The organism is Streptomyces sp. NPDC047981, assembly GCF_040653315.1.
Lineage (GTDB): Bacteria > Actinomycetota > Actinomycetes > Streptomycetales > Streptomycetaceae > Streptomyces.
Genome location: NZ_JBEZNQ010000026.1, coordinates 13,120 through 36,553, shown reverse-complemented (window position 1 = coordinate 36,553; position 23,434 = coordinate 13,120). Strand labels below are relative to the sequence as shown.

The 23,434-nt window shown below is 69.6% G+C and carries 19 protein-coding genes; 11 read left to right on the top strand and 8 right to left on the bottom strand.

Annotated features, from left to right (window positions below; all coding sequences use genetic code 11):
* Window positions 1-30 precede the first annotated feature (30 nt).
* The 3 genes from AB0E14_RS17500 to AB0E14_RS17490 form a co-directional block, all read right to left on the bottom strand.
* Window positions 31-597 (bottom strand): hypothetical protein, encoded by a 567-nt coding sequence (locus tag AB0E14_RS17500; protein WP_362418043.1) that lies wholly within the window; start codon window positions 595-597, stop codon window positions 31-33.
* Between the two features lie 9 nt (window positions 598-606).
* Window positions 607-1,158 (bottom strand): hypothetical protein, encoded by a 552-nt coding sequence (locus AB0E14_RS17495; RefSeq protein ID WP_362418040.1) that lies wholly within the window; start codon window positions 1,156-1,158, stop codon window positions 607-609.
* 401 nt (window positions 1,159-1,559) lie between these two features.
* Window positions 1,560-2,123 carry a hypothetical protein gene (locus AB0E14_RS17490; RefSeq protein ID WP_362418037.1) on the bottom strand — a complete coding sequence of 188 codons (564 nt, stop codon included), beginning with the start codon at window positions 2,121-2,123 and terminating at the stop codon, window positions 1,560-1,562.
* 57 nt (window positions 2,124-2,180) lie between these two features.
* On the opposite strand from AB0E14_RS17490, the gene AB0E14_RS17485 reads away from it, so the two are divergent.
* Entirely contained in the window at window positions 2,181-5,117 is a 2,937-nt protein-coding gene (locus AB0E14_RS17485; protein ID WP_362418034.1) for a hypothetical protein, read from the top strand.
* Window positions 5,118-5,132: 15 nt separating this feature from the next.
* Here AB0E14_RS17485 and AB0E14_RS17480 read toward each other — a convergent pair whose 3' ends face one another.
* Together AB0E14_RS17480 and pucD are read right to left on the bottom strand one after the other, a co-directional pair.
* Window positions 5,133-6,866 carry an AAA family ATPase gene (locus AB0E14_RS17480; protein WP_362418030.1) on the bottom strand — a complete coding sequence of 578 codons (1,734 nt, stop codon included), beginning with the start codon at window positions 6,864-6,866 and terminating at the stop codon, window positions 5,133-5,135.
* A 108-nt stretch (window positions 6,867-6,974) separates the two neighbouring features.
* Window positions 6,975-9,368, bottom strand: a complete 2,394-nt coding sequence (gene pucD / locus AB0E14_RS17475; RefSeq protein WP_362418027.1) for a xanthine dehydrogenase subunit D — start codon at window positions 9,366-9,368, stop codon at window positions 6,975-6,977.
* A gap of 207 nt (window positions 9,369-9,575) precedes the next feature.
* Between pucD and AB0E14_RS17470 the strand changes: the two genes are divergently transcribed.
* The 7 genes from AB0E14_RS17470 to AB0E14_RS17440 all read left to right on the top strand — a co-directional run bounded on the left by AB0E14_RS17470 (window position 9,576) and on the right by AB0E14_RS17440 (window position 16,258).
* Window positions 9,576-11,504 carry a PucR family transcriptional regulator ligand-binding domain-containing protein gene (locus AB0E14_RS17470; RefSeq protein ID WP_362418024.1) on the top strand — a complete coding sequence of 643 codons (1,929 nt, stop codon included), beginning with the start codon at window positions 9,576-9,578 and terminating at the stop codon, window positions 11,502-11,504.
* A gap of 74 nt (window positions 11,505-11,578) precedes the next feature.
* Window positions 11,579-12,235, top strand: coding sequence for a hypothetical protein (locus tag AB0E14_RS17465; RefSeq protein WP_362418021.1), 657 nt, complete (start codon window positions 11,579-11,581; stop codon window positions 12,233-12,235).
* Window positions 12,232-12,813, top strand: coding sequence for a Uma2 family endonuclease (locus AB0E14_RS17460; RefSeq protein WP_362418018.1), 582 nt, complete (start codon window positions 12,232-12,234; stop codon window positions 12,811-12,813). The genes AB0E14_RS17465 and AB0E14_RS17460 overlap by 4 nt, the downstream gene beginning before the upstream one ends.
* Before the next feature lie 408 nt (window positions 12,814-13,221).
* Window positions 13,222-14,013, top strand: coding sequence for a HEAT repeat domain-containing protein (locus AB0E14_RS17455; RefSeq protein ID WP_362418016.1), 792 nt, complete (start codon window positions 13,222-13,224; stop codon window positions 14,011-14,013).
* Window positions 14,014-14,143: 130 nt separating this feature from the next.
* A complete protein-coding gene (locus AB0E14_RS17450; protein ID WP_362418200.1) occupies window positions 14,144-14,584 on the top strand; it encodes a DUF6000 family protein in 441 nt (146 codons plus the stop codon).
* Window positions 14,585-14,723: 139 nt separating this feature from the next.
* Window positions 14,724-15,083: a hypothetical protein gene (locus tag AB0E14_RS17445; RefSeq protein ID WP_362418013.1), complete on the top strand. Its 360-nt coding sequence runs from the start codon at window positions 14,724-14,726 to the stop codon at window positions 15,081-15,083.
* Window positions 15,080-16,258 (top strand): caspase family protein, encoded by a 1,179-nt coding sequence (locus AB0E14_RS17440; RefSeq protein ID WP_362418010.1) that lies wholly within the window; start codon window positions 15,080-15,082, stop codon window positions 16,256-16,258. Before AB0E14_RS17445 ends, AB0E14_RS17440 begins: the two co-directional genes overlap by 4 nt.
* Window positions 16,259-16,701: 443 nt before the next feature.
* Here AB0E14_RS17440 and ychF read toward each other — a convergent pair whose 3' ends face one another.
* Complete coding sequence (gene ychF / locus AB0E14_RS17435; RefSeq protein ID WP_362418007.1) at window positions 16,702-17,790, bottom strand: redox-regulated ATPase YchF; 1,089 nt, start codon at window positions 17,788-17,790, stop codon at window positions 16,702-16,704.
* Window positions 17,791-18,190: 400 nt separating this feature from the next.
* Here ychF and AB0E14_RS17430 point away from each other — a divergent pair, with 400 nt between their 5' ends.
* Window positions 18,191-18,718 carry a DUF6542 domain-containing protein gene (locus tag AB0E14_RS17430; RefSeq protein WP_362418197.1) on the top strand — a complete coding sequence of 176 codons (528 nt, stop codon included), beginning with the start codon at window positions 18,191-18,193 and terminating at the stop codon, window positions 18,716-18,718.
* Window positions 18,719-18,804: 86 nt separating this feature from the next.
* Here the strand turns inward: AB0E14_RS17430 and ppgK are convergent, their stop codons facing one another.
* Complete coding sequence (ppgK, locus tag AB0E14_RS17425) at window positions 18,805-19,548, bottom strand: polyphosphate--glucose phosphotransferase (RefSeq protein ID WP_362418004.1); 744 nt, start codon at window positions 19,546-19,548, stop codon at window positions 18,805-18,807.
* Window positions 19,549-19,603: 55 nt separating this feature from the next.
* Window positions 19,604-20,608 (bottom strand): 4-hydroxy-3-methylbut-2-enyl diphosphate reductase, encoded by a 1,005-nt coding sequence (locus AB0E14_RS17420; protein WP_362418001.1) that lies wholly within the window; start codon window positions 20,606-20,608, stop codon window positions 19,604-19,606.
* Between the two features lie 139 nt (window positions 20,609-20,747).
* Between AB0E14_RS17420 and AB0E14_RS17415 the strand changes: the two genes are divergently transcribed.
* Both AB0E14_RS17415 and xseA read left to right on the top strand, forming a co-directional pair.
* The gene (locus AB0E14_RS17415) at window positions 20,748-22,112 is read left to right on the top strand and encodes an APC family permease (RefSeq protein ID WP_362417998.1); all 1,365 of its coding nucleotides are present in this window, start codon (window positions 20,748-20,750) and stop codon (window positions 22,110-22,112) included.
* 97 nt (window positions 22,113-22,209) lie between these two features.
* On the top strand, window positions 22,210-23,430 hold the full coding sequence (gene xseA / locus AB0E14_RS17410) for an exodeoxyribonuclease VII large subunit (RefSeq protein WP_362417995.1): 1,221 nt from the start codon (window positions 22,210-22,212) through the stop codon (window positions 23,428-23,430).
* Window positions 23,431-23,434: the final 4 nt, after the last annotated feature.

Here is a 23,434-nt window from a genome sequence, read left to right as displayed (position 1 = left end):
GCGGGGCCCATGGCCTCGCCGCCCTGGCTGCTATTCGGGGGCGTGCGGAGGGCGGCCGGCCTTGTCGATGTTGGCGAGGACGACGCGGGCGTACTCCACATTCATCTCGAGGATGTCGCGATCGTAGTTCCCCGGATCAGCCTGATATCGAGCCTTGCCGACTTCGGAGGTGAAGGCAGCTGCCGGAATGGAATCCCCGCCCGGTGGAAGGAACTTCAGCATCTCCTCATAGGCCGCCACGGTATAGGCCACCGCGTCGCGCAATTTGTAGTGCTCGGACTTGGGAGAGTTGAGGAGCTGAACCCCGGCCGACTCGGCGATGCGGCCCGCCACTTTCTCGAACTCACCCGGGTCGATGATCTGCGAGGGCTGCGCCCCACCGAAAGCGGGCGGCGGCGGAGGAATCTCCTCGGCCATCCGGAAGTCGAAACGACGAACCGTCCCACACTGCCGGCAGGCGCCCTCGTACACAGCCACGATGTCGTCGCCGTGCTGCTCCAGCCGGTGCTGCCGGTCGAAGTAGCCGGAACCACACTCCGCACAACGGTGCAGATCCATGTACAGGTGCGCTTCGAACGATGATCGAGCTGTCAACATGGGAACACCCTACGGAGAGCTGACGTGGTCGATGTCGGCCAGGACCGCGCGGGCGTTCTTCAGGTAGATGTCGATCAGCCGACGGCTGAACTTCCCCGGGTCCTGCCTGTATCGGTCCAACCCTGCCTCCGAGGTGAAGGCGCCGACCGGGACCTCATCCTGACCGGGCGGAATGAACTTCAGAACTTCCTCGTACGCCGCGATGCAATAGACCATGGAATCGCGCAGCTTGTGATGCTCGGACTCAGGAGTATTGAGGAGCCGAAGTCCTGTGGACTCGGAGATCCGAAACGCAACGTCGAGGAATTCCCCTGGGTCGAGGATCTGCGAGGGTTCGGAACCGCCGAACGCGGGCGGAGGTGGCGGAATCTCCTCAGCCATGCGGAATTCGAAGCGTCGAAGGGCTCCACACTGCCGACACGGGCCCTCGTACACGGCCACGAAGTCGTCGCCGTGCTGCTCCAGCCGGTGCTGACGATCGAAGTCGCCGGAACCACACTCCGCACAAGAGTGCAGATCCATGTACAGATGCGCCTCGAATGGTGATCGAGCTGACAACATGGCAATATTCTAGGGGTTGTTCGATGATCCTGGCGTGCCGAGCAGGGGGACACGGGTCGATCGATCCACGGATGCCAGCGGACAGCGGCGGGCACATCGGGCACCCTGGCGGCAGCGGCCCGAAGAGAGTTGCGTGATGTGGCGTCGGGAGTTCCGGTGATCGTTTCGGGACGCGCGGCCGGGCCTGGACAGAAGAGCGAACCCCCGCGGGAGTACGTGGCCCTCCAGGACTCCCAACACAAAGTCCTGGCCCACTGGCCGGTTCGGTCATCGCCTTGAACTGTCGAGTCGGGACCAAGGCCGCATCGGCAAACTGAACCGGGCTGCCAATCGTGCTGCCGCGCATCATCTGTCCGATCAGGAGCGAGCAGCAGCTCGCTCCGAGCTCTCCGCCCTGGCAGCTATTGGGGTGCGTGCGGAGGGCGGCCAGCCTTGTCGATGTTGGAGAGGACGACGCGGGCAACCTCGACATTCTCCTCAAGAATATCGCGATCGAAATTCCCAGGATCGCTCCGGTAGCGGGCCTTCCCCACTTCGGAGGTGAAGGCGCTGGCAGGAATCGAGTCCTCGCCCGGAGGCAGGAACTTCAGCATCTCCTCATAGGCCGCCACGGTATAGGCCACCGCGTCGCGCAGCTTGTAGTGTTCGGACTTGGGTGAGTTGAGCAGCTGGACCCCAGCCGACTCAGAGATTCTGCCAGCGACCTCCGCGAACTCCCCCGGGTCAATGATCTGCGAGGGCTGAGCCCCGCCGAACGCAGGCGGTGGCGGAGGGATCTCCTCAGCCATCCTGAACTCGAAACGACGGGTAGTCCCACACTGCCGGCAGGCGCCCTCGTACACAGCCACGATGTCATCGCCGTGCTGCTCCAGTCGGTGCTGACGATCGAAGTCGCCGGAACCACAAGCACAGGGGTGCAGATCCATGTACAGATGTGCTTCGAACGATGAGCGTGCTGTCAACATGGCATGATTCTAAGGGCTGTTCGATGAGCGCGTGCAAGGACTACGGGGGAGCATCACATGGACAGGTCTGCCGATCCTCGCCTTCTGACGAATGTACTGGCGGCGGAGGCCGACGGAACCGAGGCGGAACAGCTACATGCACGGCAGGCGGCGCTTGTCGCGGCGGCCAAGGCTGAGATGGAGAGTATCGCATCGGTGGTGTTGGGAGAGCGGTTCCGTTCCCTCGGACCCGCCCTGACAGAGGACGACACCCCTCGCGAGTATCTCGCGCTACAGGCGACGCAGGGAAAGGCTGCGGCACTCTGGTTGGATGCCGTTCCGATGCCGACTGGCACAATCGCCACCACGGCGACGAACACGACGTCAAAGCAGTACATCGTGCAGATTTCCGACCGTCTGCCGCCCGAACTCCTGAGGCGAGTACTGGCCCACGAGGTCGGCGAACTCATGGCTGTACACGAGCGGTCCAGCCAAGGGTTGGCACCCGTCCGCGAAAACCTCCTGGAACAGGGAACGGACGTCTCCCAACGACAGGAGCTGTCGAGCGCGGACCACGGGCGGATCGGCGAGTTGAACTGGCTTGCCAACCGCGCCAGCGCCCCGGAGATGTCAGAGCAGCAACAGGCTGCGGCTCGGGCCGAGCTTTCGGCTCTGCTGGACCACTGCGGACTTCGACCGGTCGCTCCCGCTTCTGAGATCGAACAGCGTACGGCCGAGGTGGAATCCGCAGTCTCTCGGCGATACGCATCGCGGGAATTCCTCTCATCCGACGCGAAGCGTATGGTTCGTGAGCTCGCCCGCCCCATCGAGCAACTCGACCCCGCCGACTCCTCTGCCCTCCAATCCTCACGCGAGGCGGCCGTCCTCGCGCAGCGGCAGGTCGAGGCGTTCATCGGGCAGCGCGACATCACCATGCCCATGCCGGGCTACGACCAGAACGGCGTGCCGCTCCCCCGTGAGCAGGTGGAGCCGGCTTCGGTGCAGTGGGCGGCCTTCCGCGGTGAGATGGCTGAGCTGGCCGCGCAGACGGTGGAGAACCAGAACACGGCGGGCGAGATCCCGCTGCGCAGGGTGACGATCGGCGGAGGTGCGAGCCTGTCCGGGCGCGACCGTGAGGCCCTGCTGATCGACGCCGTGGGCCGCTGGCACCGGGACCCCGGCGCCGGGATCGTGCAGTCGGCGGACCAGGACCGGGACCTGGCGCAGTGGATGGGCGTCGATCCGTACCAGGCGGTCGAGAAACCTGGCGACCGTATCTCCATCGACGCGGTACGGCTCTGGGAGGACCAGCTGGCCACCCAGGGCGATGTCGTGAACGGTCGCGCCCGCCTGAAGCTCGACGAGAACGGCACGCTGCTCGCCGAGGCGCAGGCCTTCAACAGGGACGGCAGCGAGCGTGGCGGGGCGCCTCTGTTGGTGCGGGTCGACGGTACACCCAACGTCGCGACTGGCCTGACCCCCGAAGTGGTCCCCGGAATCGCGCGCGACAGCGGCGAATTCGGGCCCGGCGTGGAGAGCCGCAGCGAGGCCGTACGGCTGATCAGCGAGCGCCTCCAGGAACTCGAAGGGCAGAATGTCGCCGGAGCGAGCGAGCTTCGAGGCCAGCTCACCGATGCCGAGCGGACCGGAGCCAACGCCGCGACGGTCCTCGCCGCTGTCAAAACCTCCAACCTTCGGGGGGCCCTGTTCGACGGGCTGGGGGATGGGCCCGTCAAGCGGCGCTTGGAAGGCTGCTTCACGACCCTGGATGCCACCGAGAAGTGGGAGACGGCGAGGGAGGCGGCCCCTGGTCGGGCGCTGCTGGGCGACGAGGTCGCCGACAACCGCTTCAACCCGGCGGACGCCGAGCACTGGATCGTCGCCGGATCCGGCGGCACGGGGGTTGCCAACGCGGAGATCATCCTGCGGGAGAACCCCAACGCGAAGGTGACCATCATCGGCTCCGACCCGCCACCCGCACTCTTGCACCAGGTGCAATTCCCCGAGATGCGCGAGGAGTTCAAAGACCGTCTGAACTTCGTCAACGCGCGCGTGGGCGCCATAGAAACCTTCCAGGGCGAGGATGGCAAGACCTCGTTCAGGCTGAAATACCCGGGCGCGAAGAAGGGCGATCCGGAAAGGGTGCTCGAAGGCGACGGCTATGTCGCCAGCCTCGGCCGCACCAACCCCCTTCCCCCCGCCCTGCAGACCTTGGCGAACCAGGTGCGGGACAACGGCGGGCGGGTCTCCGGCGACCTGATGTTCGACCAGGACGACCAGTACATCGGCTACGGGTTGACCTTCCGTACCGAGGACGGCAAGGAACATCGGGTCGACGTCGACGGAGCCGCTTCCTGGCAGCTTCCGCGCGAGGTGTTCGCCCCCGAGTCGGGTATCCAGCAGCGGCTGAACGAGATGGGCGGCCGCGCCCTGCCCGCCGAGACCGGCAACGCCGCGCCCGGCTTCTCCCCCATCGCCCGGCAGAGCGCGCTCCGGGCACGGGCCGTGGCCGCGGAGCAGGCCGGGGACGAGAACGCGGTGCAGCGGATACAGGAGATCCCGCTCCGGTGGCGGCCGCCGGAGCTCTCGGCGCCGGCCACGGGCGCGGACGGGCCCTCGAACTCCCCGCGCGGCCCGGCGACGCCGACCCAGCAGCAGGAAGCGACCACGGAGCAGGGGGTGACGCCCCAGCAGCCCCAGCAGCCCCAGCGTCAGGGGACCGCGCAGGAAGGAGCCGCGACCCCGCCGCAGGCCACGCCCACCGCCGCCATCCCGCAACAGAGGCCGCCCACGCCCCCCGCACCCACGCAAGCCCCTGCCCCCGCACCCGCACCCGCACCCACGCAAGCCCCGGCCCCCGCACCCGCCCCCCAGGCCCCCCGCCCCGGGCAGCAGTTCCTGCCAGGGGTGCAGGTGACCGGCAGGCGGAGTGCCACCGCGCCCGCGCAGCCGCAGCAGGCGCCGCCGGACCAGCAGCGGCCCGGGCCCACCCGAGGCCCCGGGATGGGTGATTGAGCGCAGCCAACAATGTCAGGGGGCCGGCGGGAGGCTCTCGGTGAGTTCGCGGTACGCGGTCGTGATGTCGGCCATCAGGAGCGTCGTGACCTCCTCGGGCGACGGGGTTCCCGCGCTGCCGTGGAGGTCGTAGACGCGCAGGTCCCGGGCGACGGACGCCTTGCGGGCGAGTTCGCGCGCGAAGCGGCCGTTGCCGAGGGGGTCGACGAGGTCCCCGTCGACAGCGAGGTGGCACGACGTACGGAGGGCGGTCTCCGCGTCCTGGGTGAGTATGTCTCCCTGGCCGGCGACGAAGGACTTCGCGATCAGGACCAACTCCTCGGCGGAGTACGACGGGAAATCGACCCGGGTGCTGAAACGGGAGGCCAGGCCCGGGTTGCTGGAGAGCAGGTCGTTCATCTCGTCCGGGTACCCCGCGAGGACCACGATGAGCCGGTGTCGGTCGTCCTCCGCCCGCTTCAGGAGCACCTGCATCGCCTCCTTGCCGAAGGCGTCACCGCCCGTGTAGCCGGTGTTGGACAGGGCGTACGCCTCGTCGATGAAGAGGACCCCGTCCAGGGCCCTGTCGATGACGCCGGACGTCTTGAGCGCCGTCTCCCCGAGGTGCTGCCCCACGAGGTCGACACGCTGGGCCTCGACCACGTGGCCGCGGTCCAGCAGGCCCAGGCCGGCGAAGATCTTGCCGACGACGCGGGCGACCGTCGTCTTGCCCGTCCCGGGCGGCCCTGCGAAGACCAGGTGCAACGGCGCGGGCGAGGCGGCGAGACCCTGGCCTCTGCGGACCACGGCCATCCTCAGCTGCGCCGACAACGCCCGCACCTGGCGCTTCACGGGCGCGAGGCCGATCATCGCCTCCAGCTCGGCCATCGCCTCGTCCAGCAGAGCGGCCCGCTCCTCGTCGCTGAGGCCGCCGCCTCCGGAGGCGCCGTCGGCGGAGGGTGAGCGCCGCGCCGCCTGCGCGGGGCCGGCGCCCTCGGCCGGTACCCGCTCGCCCCGCGGAACCGCCGCGTTCGCCCGCTCGGCCACATCGGCCAGGCCGGGGCTGTACCGGAACGCCGTCTGGAACTGCTTCAGGGCTTCCTCCGCCCGCCCCAGCTCCTCGTACGCCCGCCCTCGCAGGTAGGCCAGCTCGCCGAGGAAGGCGGCGTCGTTCCCCAGCGCCCGAGGCAGCGGGTTCAGGACGTTGAGCGCCTCGTGGCAGACGCCCTGGGCGATGAGCCCGGCCGCGACGTAGAGCTGCGACTCGTCGCGCAGTTGCGCGTCACGGATGCCCTCGGCGGACGGCAGGAGGAGCGACCAGCGCTTGGCCAGCAGCGCGTACCGCGCGCAGACGAAGCGGGTCTCGTCGCAGTCGAGCACGGCGTGGGAGAGCATGTGCCCGGCCGCGTCGAGCTGACCGTCGTCCAGGTGCTTCGTGGCCCTCGCGAGCCACAGGTCGCGGGACGTCTCCAGGCGGAAGGTCACGTAACGCCCGATCCGGAACCGGGACAGCAGCCTGCGCTGAAGTTTCGTACGCAGGGCCCCGAAGGCGCGGGCGTTGTCGTGCATCGCCTCCAGGGCCTGGCCCTGGCTGTGGCCGGTGGCGTGGAGGCCCAGCCAGGCGTCGGCGGCCAGGGGGTTGTAGTCGATGGCGGTGCTGAATGCGTCGGCGGCGGCGGGCCAGTTGCGCATCCTCAACTGCGTGACGCCTTCGAGCCAGGCCTGCTCGCACTTCCTCATCGCCCGCCACGACACGTGCGTCTCCGTCACGAAGGTCCCCCCGCTGTCATCGGATGCCTACAGACAGCATCATCGACGACAGCGGGGGCGGGAAGCGCAGAGCCCCCGATCGGAGTCCGCGTCGGAGCCCCCTGTGTCTCAGAGCCCCAGCAGGTGCTCCGGCCTGACCGGCGTCTTGGTGAGTTCCAGGCCCGTCGCGTTCCGGATCGCGGCCACGACCGCCGGGGTGGACGACAGGGTCGGCGCCTCGCCGATGCCGCGGACTCCGTACGGGGCGTTGGGGTCGGCCAGTTCGAGGTACTCGACCGGGATCGTCGGCGTGTCGAGGATCGTCGGGAGCAGGTAGTCCGTGAACGAAGGGTTGCGCACCTTCGCGGTCTTCGGGTCCACGATGATCTCCTCCATCACCGCGACGCCCAGGCCCTGGACCGTACCGCCCTGGATCTGCCCGATCACCGACAGCGGGTTGAGCGCCTTGCCGACGTCCTGGGCGCAGGCGAGTTCGACGACCTTGACCAGGCCGAGTTCGGTGTCGACCTCGACCACGGCGCGGTGCGCGGCGAACGAGTACTGGACATGTCCGTCGCCCTGCCCGGTGACCAGATCGAAGGGCTGGGTGGGGCGGTGCCGCCACTCCGCCTCGATCTCCACGACCTCGTCCTCCAGGACGTCCGCGAGGGTGGCCAGGACCTCGCCGCGGTCGGTGACGACCTTGCCGCCCTCGAGGAGCAGTCCGTCCGCGGCCGCCCACTGCGGCACGTACGCGCCGAACTTGCGCCGGCCGATCTCGATCACCCGCTCGCGTACGAGCCCGCAGGAGTTCTTGACGGACCCACCGGTCATGTACGTCTGCCGGGCCGCCGAGGTCGAACCGGCCGATCCCACCTGGGTGTCGGCGGGGTGGATGGTGACCCGCTGCACGCCGAGCTCCGTACGGGCGATCTGGGCGTGGATGGTGACACCGCCCTGCCCGACCTCCGCCATGGCCGTGTGGACCATGGCGACGGGCTCGCCGTTGATGACCTCCAGGCGTACCTTCGCGGTCGAGTAGTCGTCGAAGCCCTCGGAGAAGCCGACGTTCTTCACGCCGACCGCGTAGCCGACCCCACGGACGATGCCCTCTCCGTGGGTGGTGTTCGAGAGTCCGCCCGGCAGCGCGCGGACATCTGCCTCGCCGTCGGCGACCTCCCACTGGTGACCGGGCGGCAGCGGGCGGTCCTTGACCATGCGCAGCAGCTCGGCGACCGGAGCCGGGGAGTCCACGACCTGGCCGGTCGGCATGATCGTGCCCTGCTCCATGGCGTTGATCTGCCGCAGCTCCACCGGGTCCATGCCGAGCTTGGCGGCGAGCTTGTCCATCTGCGCCTCGTACGCGAAGCACGCCTGGACCGCGCCGAAGCCGCGCATCGCGCCGCACGGCGGGTTGTTGGTGTAGAGGCCGACCGCCTCGATCTCGACGTCGTCGATCACGTACGGGCCGGCGGAGAGGGAGGCAGCGTTGCCGACGACCGACGCCGTGGAGGACGCGTACGCGCCGCCGTCGAGGACGATCCTGCACCTCATGTGCGTGAGCTTGCCGTCCTTGGTGGCGCCGTGCTCGTACCAGAGCTTCGCGGGGTGGCGGTGGACGTGGCCGAAGAAGGACTCGTAGCGGTTGTAGACCATCTTGACCGGCTTGCCCGTGCGTAGGGCGAGCACGGAGGCGAGGATCTGCATCGAGATGTCCTCGCGGCCGCCGAACGCGCCGCCGACGCCCGCCATCGTCATTCGGACCTTCTCCTCGGGCAGCCCGAGGACGGGAGCGATCTGCTTGAGGTCGGAGTGCAGCCACTGCGTGGCCACGTAGAGGTCGATACCGCCGTCCTCGGACGGCACGGCGAGACCGGACTCCGGGCCGAGGAAGGCCTGGTCCTGCATGCCGAAGACGTACTCGCCCTCGACGATGACGTCGGCGCGCTTGCGGGCCTCGTCCGCGTCGCCGCGGATGATCGGCTGGCGGTGCACGATGTTCGGGTGCGGGACGTGGCCGGCGTGGTGGTCGTCGCGGTTCTCGTGGACGAGCGGCGCGTCGGGGGCGAGGGCGGACGCCTCGTCGGTGACGACCGGCAGTTCCCTGTACTCGATCCTGATCTTCGCGGCGGCACGGCGCGCGGTCTCCGGGTGGTCGGCGGCCACCAGGGCGACCGGCTCACCGTGATGGCGTACCTTCCCGTGGGCGAGGACCGGGGTGTCGTTGAACTCCATGCCGTAGTACTTCATCGGGGCGGGCAGGTCGTCGTACGTGAGGACGGCGTACACGCCCGACATCGCCAGCGCCTCGGCGGTGTCGATGGACACGATCTCGGCGTGCGCGACGGTCGAGCGGAGCGTCTGCCCCCAGAGCATGTCCTCGTGCCACATGTCCGAGGAGTACGCGAACTCACCGGTCACCTTCAGGGTGCCGTCGGGACGGAGCGTGGACTCGCCGATGCCGCCCTTGGTCCGGGAACCCTGGGTGACGTCGGTGGGAGCACCGGTAGGGACACCAGCCATGATCAGACCGCCTCTTCTTGATGTCTCGCTGTTCGTGCGCGCTGTTCCTGGCGGAGACGCGACCCCCGTGCGCGGCGCGCTGCGCAGAAGTAGACAGCGGTGCGGCGGGGCGGAGGCAGTCACCGATCGCTCAGAAGAGCCCGCGCGGCCAACTGTGGACAACAGTGTGATCACCCCGCTGCACGCCGCTGAACTGCACTGATTCCCATGCGTCTGACGGCGGACCGTGCGAAGCTGGTGATCATGCACCTACGGCTACGCGAACTCCTGGACGTCGACGAACTGGGGCTTGGCCTGGTCGTGGGAGGCGGCGGTGGGGGCGGGGACGGGGCCGAGGGCGAGGCCGGTGACGAGGGCGAGCGGGACGTCGACACCGACACCGATACCGACACCGACACCGACATTGACACCGACAGCGGGCTGCTCGACCGCGCCGTGACGGCTGTCCCGACCATCGACCTGGCCGACCCCGGCCGATTCCTCAGCGGCGGCGAACTGGTCCTCACCGGACTCGCCTGGTGGCACGAGGACGGAGACGCGGACGGGTACGTAAGGGTCCTGGTCGGGGCGGGCGTGGCGGCGCTGGCCGCCGGGGAGGTCGAGCACGGGCGCGTCCCGGACGACCTGGTCCGCGCCTGCCGGCGGTACGGCCTCCCGCTCTTCGCCGTGCGGCCGGAAACCTCGTTCGCCACGATCACCGAGTACGTCCTGCGCCGCCTGCGCCGCCTCCGGGGCCAGGACTTCGACGGCCTCGCCGCCCTGGTCGAACGCCACCGGCAGCTCCTGGCCGACGAGGACGCCCCGGGCTCGGGCCTCGAACTCCTGCGTCACGGCCTCGGCGTCGACCTGCGCGTCCTGTCCGCGACAGGCCGCCAGATCGCGGGGGTCCAGCCCCCGCTGCGCGGCAGGACGGCGGCGGCTCTGGCGGCGCGCTACCTGGCGGCACGCCGAGCGCGGGAGGAGGCTCCGTACCGGTTCACGGTGGGGAACGGCCACTACCTGCTCTCGCCGGTACGTTTCGCCACCGACGCAAGCCCGGCCTCGGAACTGGGCGACTGGCTGCTGGTCACGGCAGCGGACCCGGCCCCCGGACCGCGTCCCGCCCCGGCACCGGAACCGACGGCGGACACGACACCCCGACCGAAGGCGGACACGGCACAGGCACCCCGACCGACGGCGGACACGTCCCCCGAACCGACTCCGGCCACGGCCCCCGGGCCGACCCGCGGCGCCGCCACAGCACAGCGGCCGACGGCGGACGCCGAACTCCTCCGCCGAGCAGTCGAGTTGGTCACCGACGCGCGAGCGGCGCACGAGCGGTCGAAGGCGGCGCTCCACGACCTGGCCGTCCGGCTCCTGGACCTGATGCGCCGCCGGATCCCCCCGGAGGAGATCCCGGTCCGGCTGCGCAGCACCGCGCAGGGCGTGGTCAGCCAGGTCGACACGTGGCCGCGCTGCCAGTTCGTGGTGGCCGAGGGCACGTGGCACGAAGGCCGGCCCATCCCGGCCGAGGCACTCCGCGTGCTCCTGGAGGAGGCCCTGCTCCAACCGAACGGCCCGGTCGTGGTCACCCCACAGGACATCGCCTCCGCCACCGAGTCCGATCAGGCGGTCCTGCTCGCCCTGGTCCCCACGGACTCCCTGGACCTGCCGGCCCTCCAGCGCCGACTCGCCACGGCGCTGTCCCGCTGGCTGGGCCCGACGGACAGCGTCTCGATCGGAGCCGGCACCCCGGTGGCGGAGCCCGGCAACGCCCAACGCACCCTGGACGAGGCCCGTACGGCGCTACGAGTCGCCCAGGACGGCCCGGAACGCGTGACCGTGCACGGCCCCGACGACCTCACCGAGCACGTCCTCTCACTCCTCCCCCTCATCCCGCCCGCGACCCGCCAGGCCTTCGCCTCCCGCCTCCTGACCCCCCTCCGCGAGCACGACCGCCGCCACCGCACCGACCTCCTGACCACCCTGGAGACCTTCCTGGCCTGCGACGCCTCCTGGACCACGTGCGCGGCCCGACTTCACCTCCACGTGAACTCCCTGCGCCACCGCATCACCCGCATCGAAGAGATCACGGGCCGCGACCTGACCCGCCTGGAAACCAAACTGGACTTCCTGGCGGCGCTGAAGTCGTTCTGACGGTGGGCCGGGCGCTCGGCCTATCAGTGGGCGGGGCGCTCCGGACTGTCAGTGGGGCCTGCTTCCCTTTCCCCATGAGCACCGTGCGCGAGACCGCCGCCCTTCTGCCGGCCCCCGACCGACTCCGCGCCCATCTGCGCGCACTGGCGGTCCTGGACTCGACCATCGCAGGCGATCCGCGGTTCTGCACCTACACCTTCGACGCCGACTGGGGACCGGACGTGGAGGCGGGCCTGATGGACAACGGCTCGGGCGACGACTTCTCCGTCCTCTTCACTCCGGCCGGCGTCCTCATACGCGGCTTCGACCACGAGTCGGAGATGAGCCCGTACGGGACGGACGACGGGCAGGTCTGGCCCGGTGTCGTCGACGACGTACCCGAGGCGCTGCGCCCGCTCCTGGACGAGCCCGCGTTCTTCGACGAGGAGATCGACGCCCCTGCCGTCACGGCCTGCCTGTGGCGGGAGACCGGCGACACCGCATGGCGCACCGGGGCAGCGATCCCCTTCCCAGCCGGCCGCGAGGATCCGGACGGCTCCGGCTACCTCTTCCACCTCCTGACCGACCGCTCACCGGAGGCCGCCCAAGCCCACTTCGAGGACTACTACGAGCGCTCCATCCCCTTGGAAGCCATCCGCCACGTACTCGCCGGGCACCCCCTCACCCCCGCGATCGCCGGCGCCCTCAATCCGGCCGCCGAGGTGACCGCAGCCGCTACGGTGAAGCCATGACCGCACTGCCCGACTGGATGCGCCCGCCGCGCGCGGAAGGCTGGTTCGCGGAGGACCTCGACCGCCTCCCCGAGGCACCCCGCCACACCGAGTTGATCGACGGAGCCCTCGTCTTCATGATGTCGCCCCAGAGGTGGTGGCACGGCCACCTCGTCACCATGCTCACGGTCGCGCTCATGGAGCAGGTGCCTGCCGACACCAGAGTCGGCCGTGAGATGACCATCAAGCTCGACCCACGCAACCGCCCCGAGCCGGACCTGCTGGTGACGACAGCCGACTTCGACGGGGACCGTACCTGGTTCGCGCCGGAGGACGTGAAGCTCGTCGTCGAGGTCGTCGCCCCCGAGTCCGCCCATCGCGATCGCACCGTCAAGCTCCGCAAGTACGCGGAGGCCGGCATCCCGCACTACTGGTGCATCGAGGACGAGGACGGAGCACCCGTCGTGCACGTCTACGAACTCGACGAACCCACCGGCGCCTACGCCCCCGCCGGCATCTTCCGGGGCACCCTCCAGCGGCCGGTGCCCTTCGACATCAGCCTGGACCTCGACAAGCTCACACCGCCCCGAAGCAGCTGAAAAGCCGGCAGCACCTCAGCACGGGAAGGCAGAAGGGGTCGGACTCGTTGGAGTCCGACCCCTTCTGACCTGCGCTTTCAACGAGACCACAAGCTAGCGTGAAGCAACGGGGCGACTACACGTTGAAGCGGAATACCTGAAGCCTGATCCTGACCTGCGACCGAGCCCCATCTAAGGATCTGACCTGGGATTTCCCGGTTGGCATGCATTGGCTCCCGACGGCCGTTCACGGGTGTGCTGCGGATTGGCTGCGGACTGGCCGGGAGCTCCGAGGCCCCGAAATCCCTGGCACACCGGCTGGGCCTGCATGGAGACTGCGCAGGTGAGTGACTCCTATCCCTGCCCCGTGGCCCGACGACCACTCGGTGCTCTGCTGGTGGCTCCCAATTTCTGGCGGCGCGATCACCCATGACCACTCACATCGAGAGACTCATCCACCAGCTCGACGACTCGACCGGCCCGTCGTACGACGCCCGCGCAGAACTGATCTACATCGGCTCCGACGCCATCCCCGCCATCATCGACGGACTGCCCTCTCTCGACCGCTTCGGGCAGCTGACCGCCATCGAGGTCTTCGAAGAGGTAGCGGACCCACGCTGCGGCCCCGCCCTGACCGCCCTCCTGCACAGCGACGACTCCACCGTCCGAGAATGGGCGGCGATGGCCCTGGCGAGCCTGAAGATCGACGGCGTGGTCGAGCCCGTGCGCCGCGCCTATCGCGCCTGCCTGGAACGAGCGACGCCACCGGACTGGAGCGAGCCGGAAGGCATCCGCTGGGCCCTGACCAAACTCGACGCCCGCACCCCCGTCGTCCCGCCGCTCACCGCACGCCTGCAAGCCGCCACTGCGGACGACGCCCCTGGCTGGCCCACGGCCCACCTCACCGAGATCATCAACGACCTCGCCGACCACGCCCAGGTGATCCTCTACTCCCAGTTCTGGCAGGTGAACGCCGGCCGCACGTACGGCGTCTCCGGCCCGGTCCTGGACTGGGAGCTCGTCTGGACCGCGCCCTGGGAGCACCTGGTCGAAGAGTCCCGCACCTTGGTCCCTACTGGAAGCCTCCGAAGCCCCGCCGGCGACAACATCTTCGTCGCCCCACCTGGATCGACCGGACCGACCTGCACCCGGAGAGGTGACCGATGCTGTCCCAGCACCCCGCCGAAATTGGCTACGGCCACGTGGTCGAGAGCTACGTGACGAGGATGTACGGGGGCCTCCCGCGCTATCTCGTACTAAACGGCGGGCGGTTCCTGGGCCCCCGGTGGTGGCACACCACCCGCTTCACCCGACACCTACTGAATGACGCCGCCGCGTCACCGACGAGGAACTGGAAGCTCTCCTCGGGTACGAATGGCGCTCGCGCCTCACCGCCGCCTGGCTGATCGGTGTCGACCGCCGCGAACGCTTCCGGGCTCGCATCGGCGACCTGCTCCTGGCCAGCGAGGTCTGCTACTCCGGCAGCGCCTACTGCTTCACCCTGGCCCACTTCGGCACCCACGCCGACGCCGAGATCCTCACCGCCTACCTCGACCACTACCTCCCCCGCACCGACCTCCACTACGACCAGCCCGCCGCCCTGGGCGCCCTCCTCCGCCTCGACGCCCTCCTCGGTACCCGCCACGCCGACCGATTCACGGAGCCCGACGGCCTCTGGGACGAGTGGGTCAAGGGCGTGGGACGCCTCGGCTACCCCAGCCACATCCCCGCCGAACAGCGCCGCTGGGCGGACCTCCAATGCGAGTTCGCCAACGGCTGGCGACGCCTGTAGGCAGCGGTGCAATCACCTTCCCCAGCCCCCTAGTTCTCACCAGGCATGGGCGTGAACAAGCCAAACGCACACCAGAAAGCCGGTACTGCCTGACGATGGAAATGCGGAAGACCGCCGACACGCGGAGACAGGGGGAACCATGCACATCGACGTGCGGGTAGGGGCCGAGGCAGACGAGCTGCGTTCACTACACCAGTGGCTGGGGGCAGACAGAGAGATCCGCAGATCCTCCTCCTTGACACTCCAGGAGCAGCCTCCCAAGCCCGGGCAGATGGGCGGTTTGCTAGACGTCATCCAACTGGTGACTGACAACGGATGGAGCGCTGCATCCTTCGTGGTGGCGCTGGCCGCCTGGAAGCGAACCAGGCCCCAGGATCCGCGGATCGAGATCAGGCGGGGTGACACCGTGATCGTTCTTACCCACGGCGGCGATGCCGAGATCGAACGTGTCATTCGTGCCCTTGAGAACTCGACAGACGATGAGGCACCTGAGACATGAGCGTGCTGCCCGACCCCGGCGCGACCCGAGCAGTGCTGATCGGCACCAGCCACTACGACCACCTGGAGTCGCTGCCGGCTGTGTCCAATAACCTGACCGCTCTGGCCCAGGCACTGACCGGACCCACCGCTTGGACCCTGCCGCAGGAGCATTGCACGATCCTCTCCAACCCCACGACCGCAGAGATGACCATGGCCGCAGTGCGGGCCGCAGCCGAGCAAGCGCGCGACACCGTGCTGGTCTACTTCGCCGGTCATGGGCTGGTCGACCCCGAAGGGGACCTCTATCTGGCCATGCCTCAGTCCAGGCAACAACACGTGGAGACCGGACTCCCCTATCGGTGGATACGGCAGGCTCTCCTGAACGGCCGGGCCGATCGATGTGTCATCGTCCTCGACTGCTGCTACAGCGGTCTGGCCCTCGGGACGATGGGTGGACCATCAGACCTGGCCGATCAGGCGGCCGTGGAGGGGACATTCCTGCTGGCCGCTGCAGCAGAAACACGCCAAGCACTCGCCCCGCCGGACGAGACTTTCACCGCGTTCACCGGCGAGCTCCTCGAAGCGCTTCGGACGGGCATCCCCCATGGGCCTGAGCTGATCGACTTTGGAGCGCTGTACCGGCACTTGCGCATCAGGCTGGCGGCTAAGGGGCGCCCCGACCCACAGGCGAGAGACAGAAACACCGGAGCCCGACTCGCTCTCGGACGCAATCCGGCCTGTCTACCGACAACCGCGACCACCCCGTCTGCTGACGGAGAGCCAGCCACAGGGCGCTCCTGGCCGAGTCCCTCGGGAATTCGCACGGTCAGGGGTTTCTTCAAGTCGTTGGCCGATGTTCGTGTGACGAGCGGGCTCACCCATCAGTTGGTGAGCCAACGTTCCGGTGGACGCATCTCACCCGGTACCGTCAGCCGGCTCTTGAACCGCGAGAGCCTTCCCAAGACCTGGCACACCACAGCGGCGTATCTGTCCGCCTGTGGCGTGCCGGATCAGCAGGTCGCTGAGTGGCATACCGTCTGGACGCGGTTGCTGACGGATACGGCGACCGACGCCGCGCCGCGCACCGCCCCACAACCGCTCCGGCACCAGAAACCGACCCCGTTGCAGCGGTTGACCGGAAGAGTGTCTCGGCGAAACGGTCGCAGCCGAGATCATCGTTCAGGGAGTAGCTGAGGCAGTCGGAGGCGACTGCTGCGGAGCTGGCACAGGGGCCTCGCTGTCATCACCGAAGACCGTGTTCCAGGCCGCAATAGCCAGCAACGCCGCCACAATCACCAGGCCTGTCGCAGGCTTCTTCACCTGCTTGGCAGCCGACGGCCGCACCCAGTGTCCTGCCCGGTAGTAGGACTTGTCGCTCTTCTGCGCCACCGCGCTTCCCCCCGACAACGCTGCCTTCCGTTCCTTCGACAGTTTCGCAGCGTCCGTACTGGAAAGGGGGCAAACGGCTGCGTCCGGCTGATTCTGGTCCCTGCGGAACCGCTCATTCGTCTGCGCGTCGGCACCACACACTCGGCGCCGCCAAGACCAGCACCGGAGCCCGTCGACAAGGCGTACGGGGACCGCAAAGGCCGCCCGACCCGCTCCGTCGCAGGTCAGACGGCCTTTCGCCGGACGTATTAGACGTTGAAGCGGAACTCCACCACGTCGCCGTCCTGCATGACGTACTCCTTGCCCTCCATGCGGGCCTTGCCGGCCGCGCGGGCCTCGGCCACCGAGCCGGTTTCGACGAGGTCGGCGAAGGAGATGACCTCGGCCTTGATGAAGCCCTTCTGGAAGTCCGTGTGGATCACGCCGGCCGCCTCCGGGGCCGTGGCGCCCTTCTTGATCGTCCAGGCGCGGGATTCCTTCGGGCCGGCCGTCAGGTAGGTCTGGAGGCCGAGGGTGTCGAAGCCGACGCGGGCGAGGGTCGCAAGGCCCGGCTCCTCCGCGCCGACGGACTGGAGGAGCTCCATGGCGTCCTCCTCGTCCAGTTCGGAGAGGTCCTGCTCCAGCTTGGCGTTGAGGAAGATCGCCTCCGCCGGGGCCACGAGCGCGCGCTGCTCGTTCTTGAACGCGTCGTCCGTCAGCTCGTCCTCGTCCACGTTGAAGACATAGAGGAACGGCTTCGTCGTGAGCAGGTGCAGGTCGTGGAGGAGCTCCGCCTTGTCCGAGCCCTGCACGATGCCCTGCGAGAAGAGCGTGTCGCCACGCTCCAGGATCTCCTTCGCCGCCTCGACCGCCGCGACCTTCGGGGCCACGTCCTTCTTGATCCGGGCCTCCTTCGCCAGGCGCGGGAGGACCTTCTCGATCGTCTGGAGGTCCGCGAGGATCAGCTCGGTGTTGATCGTCTCGATGTCGTCCTTCGGCGAGACCTTGCCGTCGACGTGCACGACGTTCTCGTCCTCGAAGGCACGAATGACCTGGCAGATCGCGTCCGACTCACGGATGTTCGCCAGGAACTTGTTGCCCAGGCCCTCACCCTCGCTCGCGCCGCGGACGATGCCCGCGATGTCCACGAAGTCGACCGTCGCCGGGAGGACGCGCTGCGAGCTGAAGATCTCCGCCAGCTTCGTCAGGCGGGCGTCCGGAACGCCCACCACGCCGACGTTCGGCTCGATCGTGGCGAACGGGTAGTTGGCCGCCAGAACGTCGTTCTTGGTCAGGGCGTTGAACAGGGTCGACTTGCCGACATTCGGCAGACCGACGATTCCGATCGTGAGCGACACGGTGGCGACCTTCTGGAGTACGGATACGGTGCGGCGGGTGGGGCGATCCCCCAGTTTACGGGGGGTTCGATCCGGCCCGCGACGCCGACCTTCGGCCGTTCTCGACGGCAACGTCACCCAAAGGGCGTGTCCTGGGCCGCTCCCCCACCCCCTCCCGACCTACGTTGGTGTAGTGGAGCAGCAAAGGACAAGTCAGCCTCAAGGCCGCCGGCGGCCGCAAAACCCCCTCACGCCGCCCGGCGCGCTCGTCGAGGGCGCCGCCGTCTATCGCGTCGCCGCGCGCCCCGGCCGCGGCCGAGTCGAGCGGGCGACGCCCTCCGGGCAGCCACCCGTTCCCGTCACCGTTCCCGTACGACGACCCGCGGCGCCTGTCGCGCCCTTCGTCCTCGCCCTCCGCCGGTTGCCCAACCCCCGGCTGACCGGCCTCGGCGCCGGGCTCTTCGCCTCCGCCACCATGCTGGTCCTGGGCTTCCTCGACCTGCTGCTCCTCGACGGCTCGCCCCTCGTCTACGGGCTGCTGTTCCTGCCGGTCAGCGCCCTGACCGCCCTCTGGGTGCGCACCGCCGACCTCGTGACGGCCCCGATCAGCGTGCCGATCGCCTTCGCCGTCGGCGTCGTGCCCATCGCCGGCGGCTCCGGCGGCTTCGGCGGGCAGGCCATGGCCGTCGTCACCGCCCTCGCCGTCCACGCCGGATGGCTCTACGGCGGCACCCTCGTCGCCGGACTCATCACCAGCGTCCGCAAGGTGCGCGACATGGGGCGCCGCCAGCGCGCCGCCGCCACCCGGGCGGTCAGGAACGGGTCCGGCGGGCACGGTGGGGTCAGTGGTGCCGGTGCGCACAGTGGGGGCGGTGGTCGTTCCGGTGCGGTGGCCAAGAGTGCCTCGCCGCACGGCGCGCCCCAGGCCGTCCGGCGGCCCGCACCGTAACGGGCCCCGCACGGTAACGGGCCCCGCACCCTAACGGGCCTCCGCACCGTGGCGGCCCCCGCACCCTAACGGGCCGCCACCGCGCCCTACCCCCGCGCCGCCGCCATCGCCGCGCCCACGATCCCCGCGTTGTTCTGCAGCTCCGCCGGCACGATCTCCGCCCTGATGTCCTCGATCAGCGGCAGGAACTTGTCCGCCTTCCGGCTCACTCCCCCGCCGATGATGAACAGCTCGGGCGAGAACAGCATCTCCACGTGCGCCAGGTACTTCTGCAGCCGCCGCGTCGCCCAGTGCTCCCAACTGAGGTCCTCGTCCTCCTTGGCCTTCGTCGACGCCCGCTTCTCCGCGTCGTGGCCCTTCAGCTCCAGGTGGCCCAGCTCCGTGTTCGGGACGAGCCTGCCGTCCACGAAGAGCGCCGAGCCGATGCCCGTACCGAGCGTCAGCAGGATCACCGTGCCCTCGCGGCCCCGGCCCGCGCCGAAGGTCACCTCGGCGATCCCGGCCGCGTCCGCGTCGTTCAGGACCGTCACCGGCAGGCCGCCGAGCCGGTCGCTCAGCAGCTTGCCCGCGTCGACGCCGATCCAGCCCTTGTCGACGTTGGCCGCCGTACGGATCGTCGAGCCGGTGACCACGCCGGGGAAGGTCACGCCCACCGGGCCCGTCCAGCCGAAGTTCTCCACGACCTCGACGACGCATCCCGCCACACCGTCGGGTGTGGCGGGATGCGGGGTCAGTACCTTGTGGCGGGGTTCGGCCAGCTCGCCGCGGTCCAGGTCCACGGGAGCGCCCTTGATGCCCGAACCGCCGATGTCCACTCCGAAGACGTTCATGAACCCACGGTAAGGGCTCGAGCGCGGAGTGACTCCTCGGAGAGCGGCGGAGCCGCTACTCCTTGATCAGCTCAGCCGCCTCGGCACGCAGGTCCTTGTTGCGCAGCTCCTTCGGCAGCGAGAAGGTCAGCGACTCGTCGGCCGTCTTGACGATCTCGACGTCCACGTAACCCCGCTCGGAGAGCCACTCGAGGACCTCCTGCACCAGGACGTCCGGTACGGACGCGCCCGACGACAGGCCCACCGAGGTGACGCCCTCCAGCCAGGCCTCGTCGATCTCGCTCGCGAAGTCCACCAGGTACGCGGCCGGTACGCCGGCCTGCTTGGCGACCTCGACCATACGGATCGAGTTCGAGGAGTTCTTCGAGCCGACGACGATCACGAGCTCGGCCTCACCGGCCAGCTCCTTGATGGCCAGCTGCCGGTTCTGCGTGGCGTAGCAGATGTCGTCGGACGGCGGGGAGATGAGGTTCGGGAACTTCTCCTTCAGCGCGTCCACCGTCTCCATCGTCTCGTCGACGGAGAGCGTGGTCTGCGACAGCCAGACGACCCGGTCCGGGTCGCGGACCTCGACCTTGGCGACGTCCTCGGGGCCGTCCACCAGCTGAATGTGGTCGGGGGCCTCGCCGGAGGTGCCGATGACCTCCTCGTGGCCCTCGTGGCCGATCAGGAGGATGTCGAAGTCCTCCTTGGCGAACCGGACCGCCTCCTTGTGCACCTTGGTGACCAGCGGACAGGTCGCGTCGATGGTCTTGAGGCGACCCTCCCGGGCCTCCTCGTGCACGGTCGGGGCCACGCCGTGCGCCGAGAACATCACGATGTTGCCCGGCGGGACCTCGGTCGCCTGGTCGACGAAGATCGCGCCCTTCCGCTCCAGGGTCTGGACGACGTACTTGTTGTGCACGATCTCGTGGCGCACGTAGATCGGCGCGCCGTACTGCTCCAGGGCCTTCTCCACGGCGATCACGGCACGGTCCACACCCGCGCAGTAGCCGCGGGGAGCGGCGAGGAGGACACGCTTCGGGCGGTTGGTCGCGGGCGTCGCAGTCATGCGTCCCATCGTACGGCCGCGGAAGAGGGCCTCCCGTTTCGGTACGGCCGCGTCGATACGGCTGCCTCGATGCGGCCCCTCCGTACGACCCCTCCGTACGGCCGCGTCGGTACGGGACGTGATCCGTACCGTGGCCGAGACTTGGCCCATGGCCGAGGAAGCGCAGGCAGAGTCTGAGTCACAGGTCGCGGCGCACACCGGACTGCGACGGACCCTGGGGTTCCGCGACCTTGTCGTCTACGGGCTCCTCTTCATCGCGCCCATGGCCCCCGTGGGGGTCTACGGGACCCTGGACGCGAAGTCGCACGGCGCGGTGGCACTGGTGTACGTGGTGGCCACGGTCGCGATGGCGTTCACGGCCTTCAGTTACGCGCAGATGGTGCGGGTCGCCCCGTTCGCGGGCTCCGTCTTCACCTACGCCCGGAAGGGGCTCGGCGAGGGGCCGGGGTTCATCGCCGGGTGGATGGCGATGCTCGACTACCTCCTGATCCCGGCCGTCGCGTACCTCTTCGCGGGCATCGCGATGGAGGCGCTGGTCCCGGAGGTGGACCAGTGGGTGTGGACGGCGATCGCGGTGGTCGTCACGACCCTGCTCAACCTCTGGGGCGTGCGGGCCGCCGCGCGCGTGGGCTTCGCGGTGCTCGCGATGGAGATCGTGGTGCTGCTGGTCTTCGTCGTGTCGGCGATCGTCGTCCTCGCCCGGGACGGGGCGCGGCGCGACTGGTGGTCGCCGCTGACCGGTGACGGGACCTTCTCCACGGCGGCCGTGGTGGGCGCGGTGTCGGTGGCCGTGCTGTCGTACCTTGGCTTCGACGCCATCGCCTCCTTCGCGGAGGAGGTCACCGGGGGCTCGGAGAAGGTGGCGCGGGCCCTGCTGTTCTGCCTGGTGCTCGCGGGTGCGCTCTTCGTGGCCCAGACGTACCTCGTCGCGCTCCTCGAACCGCTGTCGTCGGCCGAGCTCGCGGCCGACCCGGGGAAGCAGGGGTCCGCCTTCTACGACGCCGTGGACGTGTCGGTGGGGACCTGGCTGCACGACCTGGTGGCGGTCTCGAAGGCGATCGGGGCCGCGTTCGCCGCGCTCGCGGGGCAGGCGGCGGCCGGCCGGCTGCTCTTCGCCATGGGGCGCGAACGACGGCTGCCCCGGCTGCTGGCCCGCACGGACTCGGGGGTGCCCCGGGTGGCGCTGCTGATCGCGGCGACGGTGACGATGGTGGCGGCCGTGTGGGCGGCCCAGCGGGACGACGGCCTCGACCACCTGGTCTCGGTGGTCGACGTCGGCGCGCTGACGGCCTTCGTGCTGCTGCACGCGAGCGTGGTGGGGTGGTTCGCGGTACGCCGGATGGAGGGGCCGCCGCACTGGCTGCGCCATGTGGTGATGCCGGTGGTCGGCGCGATCATCCTGATCGCGGTGATCGTCGAGGCGTCGGCGGCGGCGCAGGTGGTGGGCGTGATCTGGCTGGCGGTGGGGCTCGTGGTGCTGGGGGTACAGGGGACGTCACGGCGGAGCGCCTGACCGGACAGCGGTCGCGCGAGGCGGAGCGCCTGACCGGACCGGTGGTCCGCGACCACCACCGGCCCCGCCTGTCGGTGCGGTTCACTACGCTCTGCGCATGGGTCTCACTACGTCCGCCGAAGCGCCGCTGCCCGTCGGAGAGGTCTCCCGGCTCATCGGGGGGTGGATCGACCGGCTCGGTGCCATCTGGGTCGAGGGTCAGATCACGCAGCTGTCGCGGCGGCCCGGCGCCGGGGTCGTGTTCCTGACGCTGCGGGATCCCTCGCACGACATCTCCATCGGCGTCACCTGCTACCGCCAGGTCTTCGACGCCGTCGCCGACATCGTCTCCGAGGGCGCCCGTGTCGTCGTGCACGCCAAGCCCGAGTGGTACGCGCCGCGCGGCCAGCTGTCGCTGCGGGCCGTGGAGATCAAGCCGGTCGGCATCGGGGAGCTGCTGGCCCGGCTGGAGCAGCTCAAGCGGAGCCTCGGCGCCGAGGGGCTCTTCGCGCCCGACCGCAAGAAGCCGTTGCCCTTCCTGCCCCAGCTCGTCGGTCTCGTCTGCGGCCGCGCCTCCGCCGCCGAGCGGGACGTGCTGGAGAACGCGCGGCGCCGCTGGCCGGCCGTCCGCTTCGAGGTGCGGAACGTGGCCGTGCAGGGCGTGAAGGCCGTGCCCCAGGTCGTCCAGGCCGTGAAGGAGCTGGACGCGCACGAGGATGTCGACGTGATCATCGTGGCCCGGGGTGGCGGCAGCGTCGAGGACCTGCTGCCGTTCTCGGACGAGCAGCTGATCCGGGCGGTCGCCCAGTGCCGTACGCCGGTGGTCTCCGCGATCGGCCACGAACCGGACTCGCCGCTGCTCGACCTCGTCGCCGACCTGCGCGCCTCCACGCCGACCGACGCCGCGAAGAAGGTCGTACCGGACGTCGGCGAGGAGCTGGACCGGGTGCAGGCGCTGCGCGACCGGGCCCTGCGGACGGTGCGGGGACTGCTCGACCGGGAGGAACGCGGGCTCGCGCACGCACTCGCCCGGCCGGTCATGGAGCATCCGCAGCGGATGGTGGAGCAGCGCGAGGACGAGCTGGACGCGCTCCTCGCCCGCAGTCGCCGGACGCTCGGGCATCTGCTCGACCGGGCCGACTCGGAGCTGTCGCACACCCGGGCCCGGGTCCGGGCGCTGTCGCCGGCCGCCACGATGGAGCGCGGGTACGCGGTGCTCCAGCGGGCGGACGGCTCGGTCGTGCGGTCTCCGGAGGAGGTCGCGGTGGACGAGGAGCTGCGGGCGCGGGTCCTCGCGGGGGAGTTCACGGTGCGGCGCGTTGTCGGACCCGGCGCATAGGGTG

Excerpts from the sequence above, each read along its gene's own strand:
- AB0E14_RS17500 (WP_362418043.1), bottom strand. The coding sequence starts at position 597 with ATGTTGACAGCTCGATCATCGTTCGAAGCGCACCTGTACATGGATCTG.
- AB0E14_RS17495 (WP_362418040.1), bottom strand. The coding sequence starts at position 1,158 with ATGTTGTCAGCTCGATCACCATTCGAGGCGCATCTGTACATGGATCTG.
- AB0E14_RS17490 (WP_362418037.1), bottom strand. The coding sequence starts at position 2,123 with ATGTTGACAGCACGCTCATCGTTCGAAGCACATCTGTACATGGATCTG.
- AB0E14_RS17485 (WP_362418034.1), top strand. The coding sequence starts at position 2,181 with ATGGACAGGTCTGCCGATCCTCGCCTTCTGACGAATGTACTGGCGGCG.
- pucD (WP_362418027.1), bottom strand. The coding sequence starts at position 9,368 with ATGGCTGGTGTCCCTACCGGTGCTCCCACCGACGTCACCCAGGGTTCC.
- AB0E14_RS17470 (WP_362418024.1), top strand. The coding sequence starts at position 9,576 with ATGCGTCTGACGGCGGACCGTGCGAAGCTGGTGATCATGCACCTACGG.
- AB0E14_RS17465 (WP_362418021.1), top strand. The coding sequence starts at position 11,579 with ATGAGCACCGTGCGCGAGACCGCCGCCCTTCTGCCGGCCCCCGACCGA.
- AB0E14_RS17460 (WP_362418018.1), top strand. The coding sequence starts at position 12,232 with ATGACCGCACTGCCCGACTGGATGCGCCCGCCGCGCGCGGAAGGCTGG.
- AB0E14_RS17455 (WP_362418016.1), top strand. The coding sequence starts at position 13,222 with ATGACCACTCACATCGAGAGACTCATCCACCAGCTCGACGACTCGACC.
- AB0E14_RS17445 (WP_362418013.1), top strand. The coding sequence starts at position 14,724 with ATGCACATCGACGTGCGGGTAGGGGCCGAGGCAGACGAGCTGCGTTCA.
- AB0E14_RS17440 (WP_362418010.1), top strand. The coding sequence starts at position 15,080 with ATGAGCGTGCTGCCCGACCCCGGCGCGACCCGAGCAGTGCTGATCGGC.
- ppgK (WP_362418004.1), bottom strand. The coding sequence starts at position 19,548 with ATGAACGTCTTCGGAGTGGACATCGGCGGTTCGGGCATCAAGGGCGCT.
- AB0E14_RS17420 (WP_362418001.1), bottom strand. The coding sequence starts at position 20,608 with ATGGGACGCATGACTGCGACGCCCGCGACCAACCGCCCGAAGCGTGTC.
- AB0E14_RS17415 (WP_362417998.1), top strand. The coding sequence starts at position 20,748 with ATGGCCGAGGAAGCGCAGGCAGAGTCTGAGTCACAGGTCGCGGCGCAC.
- xseA (WP_362417995.1), top strand. The coding sequence starts at position 22,210 with ATGGGTCTCACTACGTCCGCCGAAGCGCCGCTGCCCGTCGGAGAGGTC.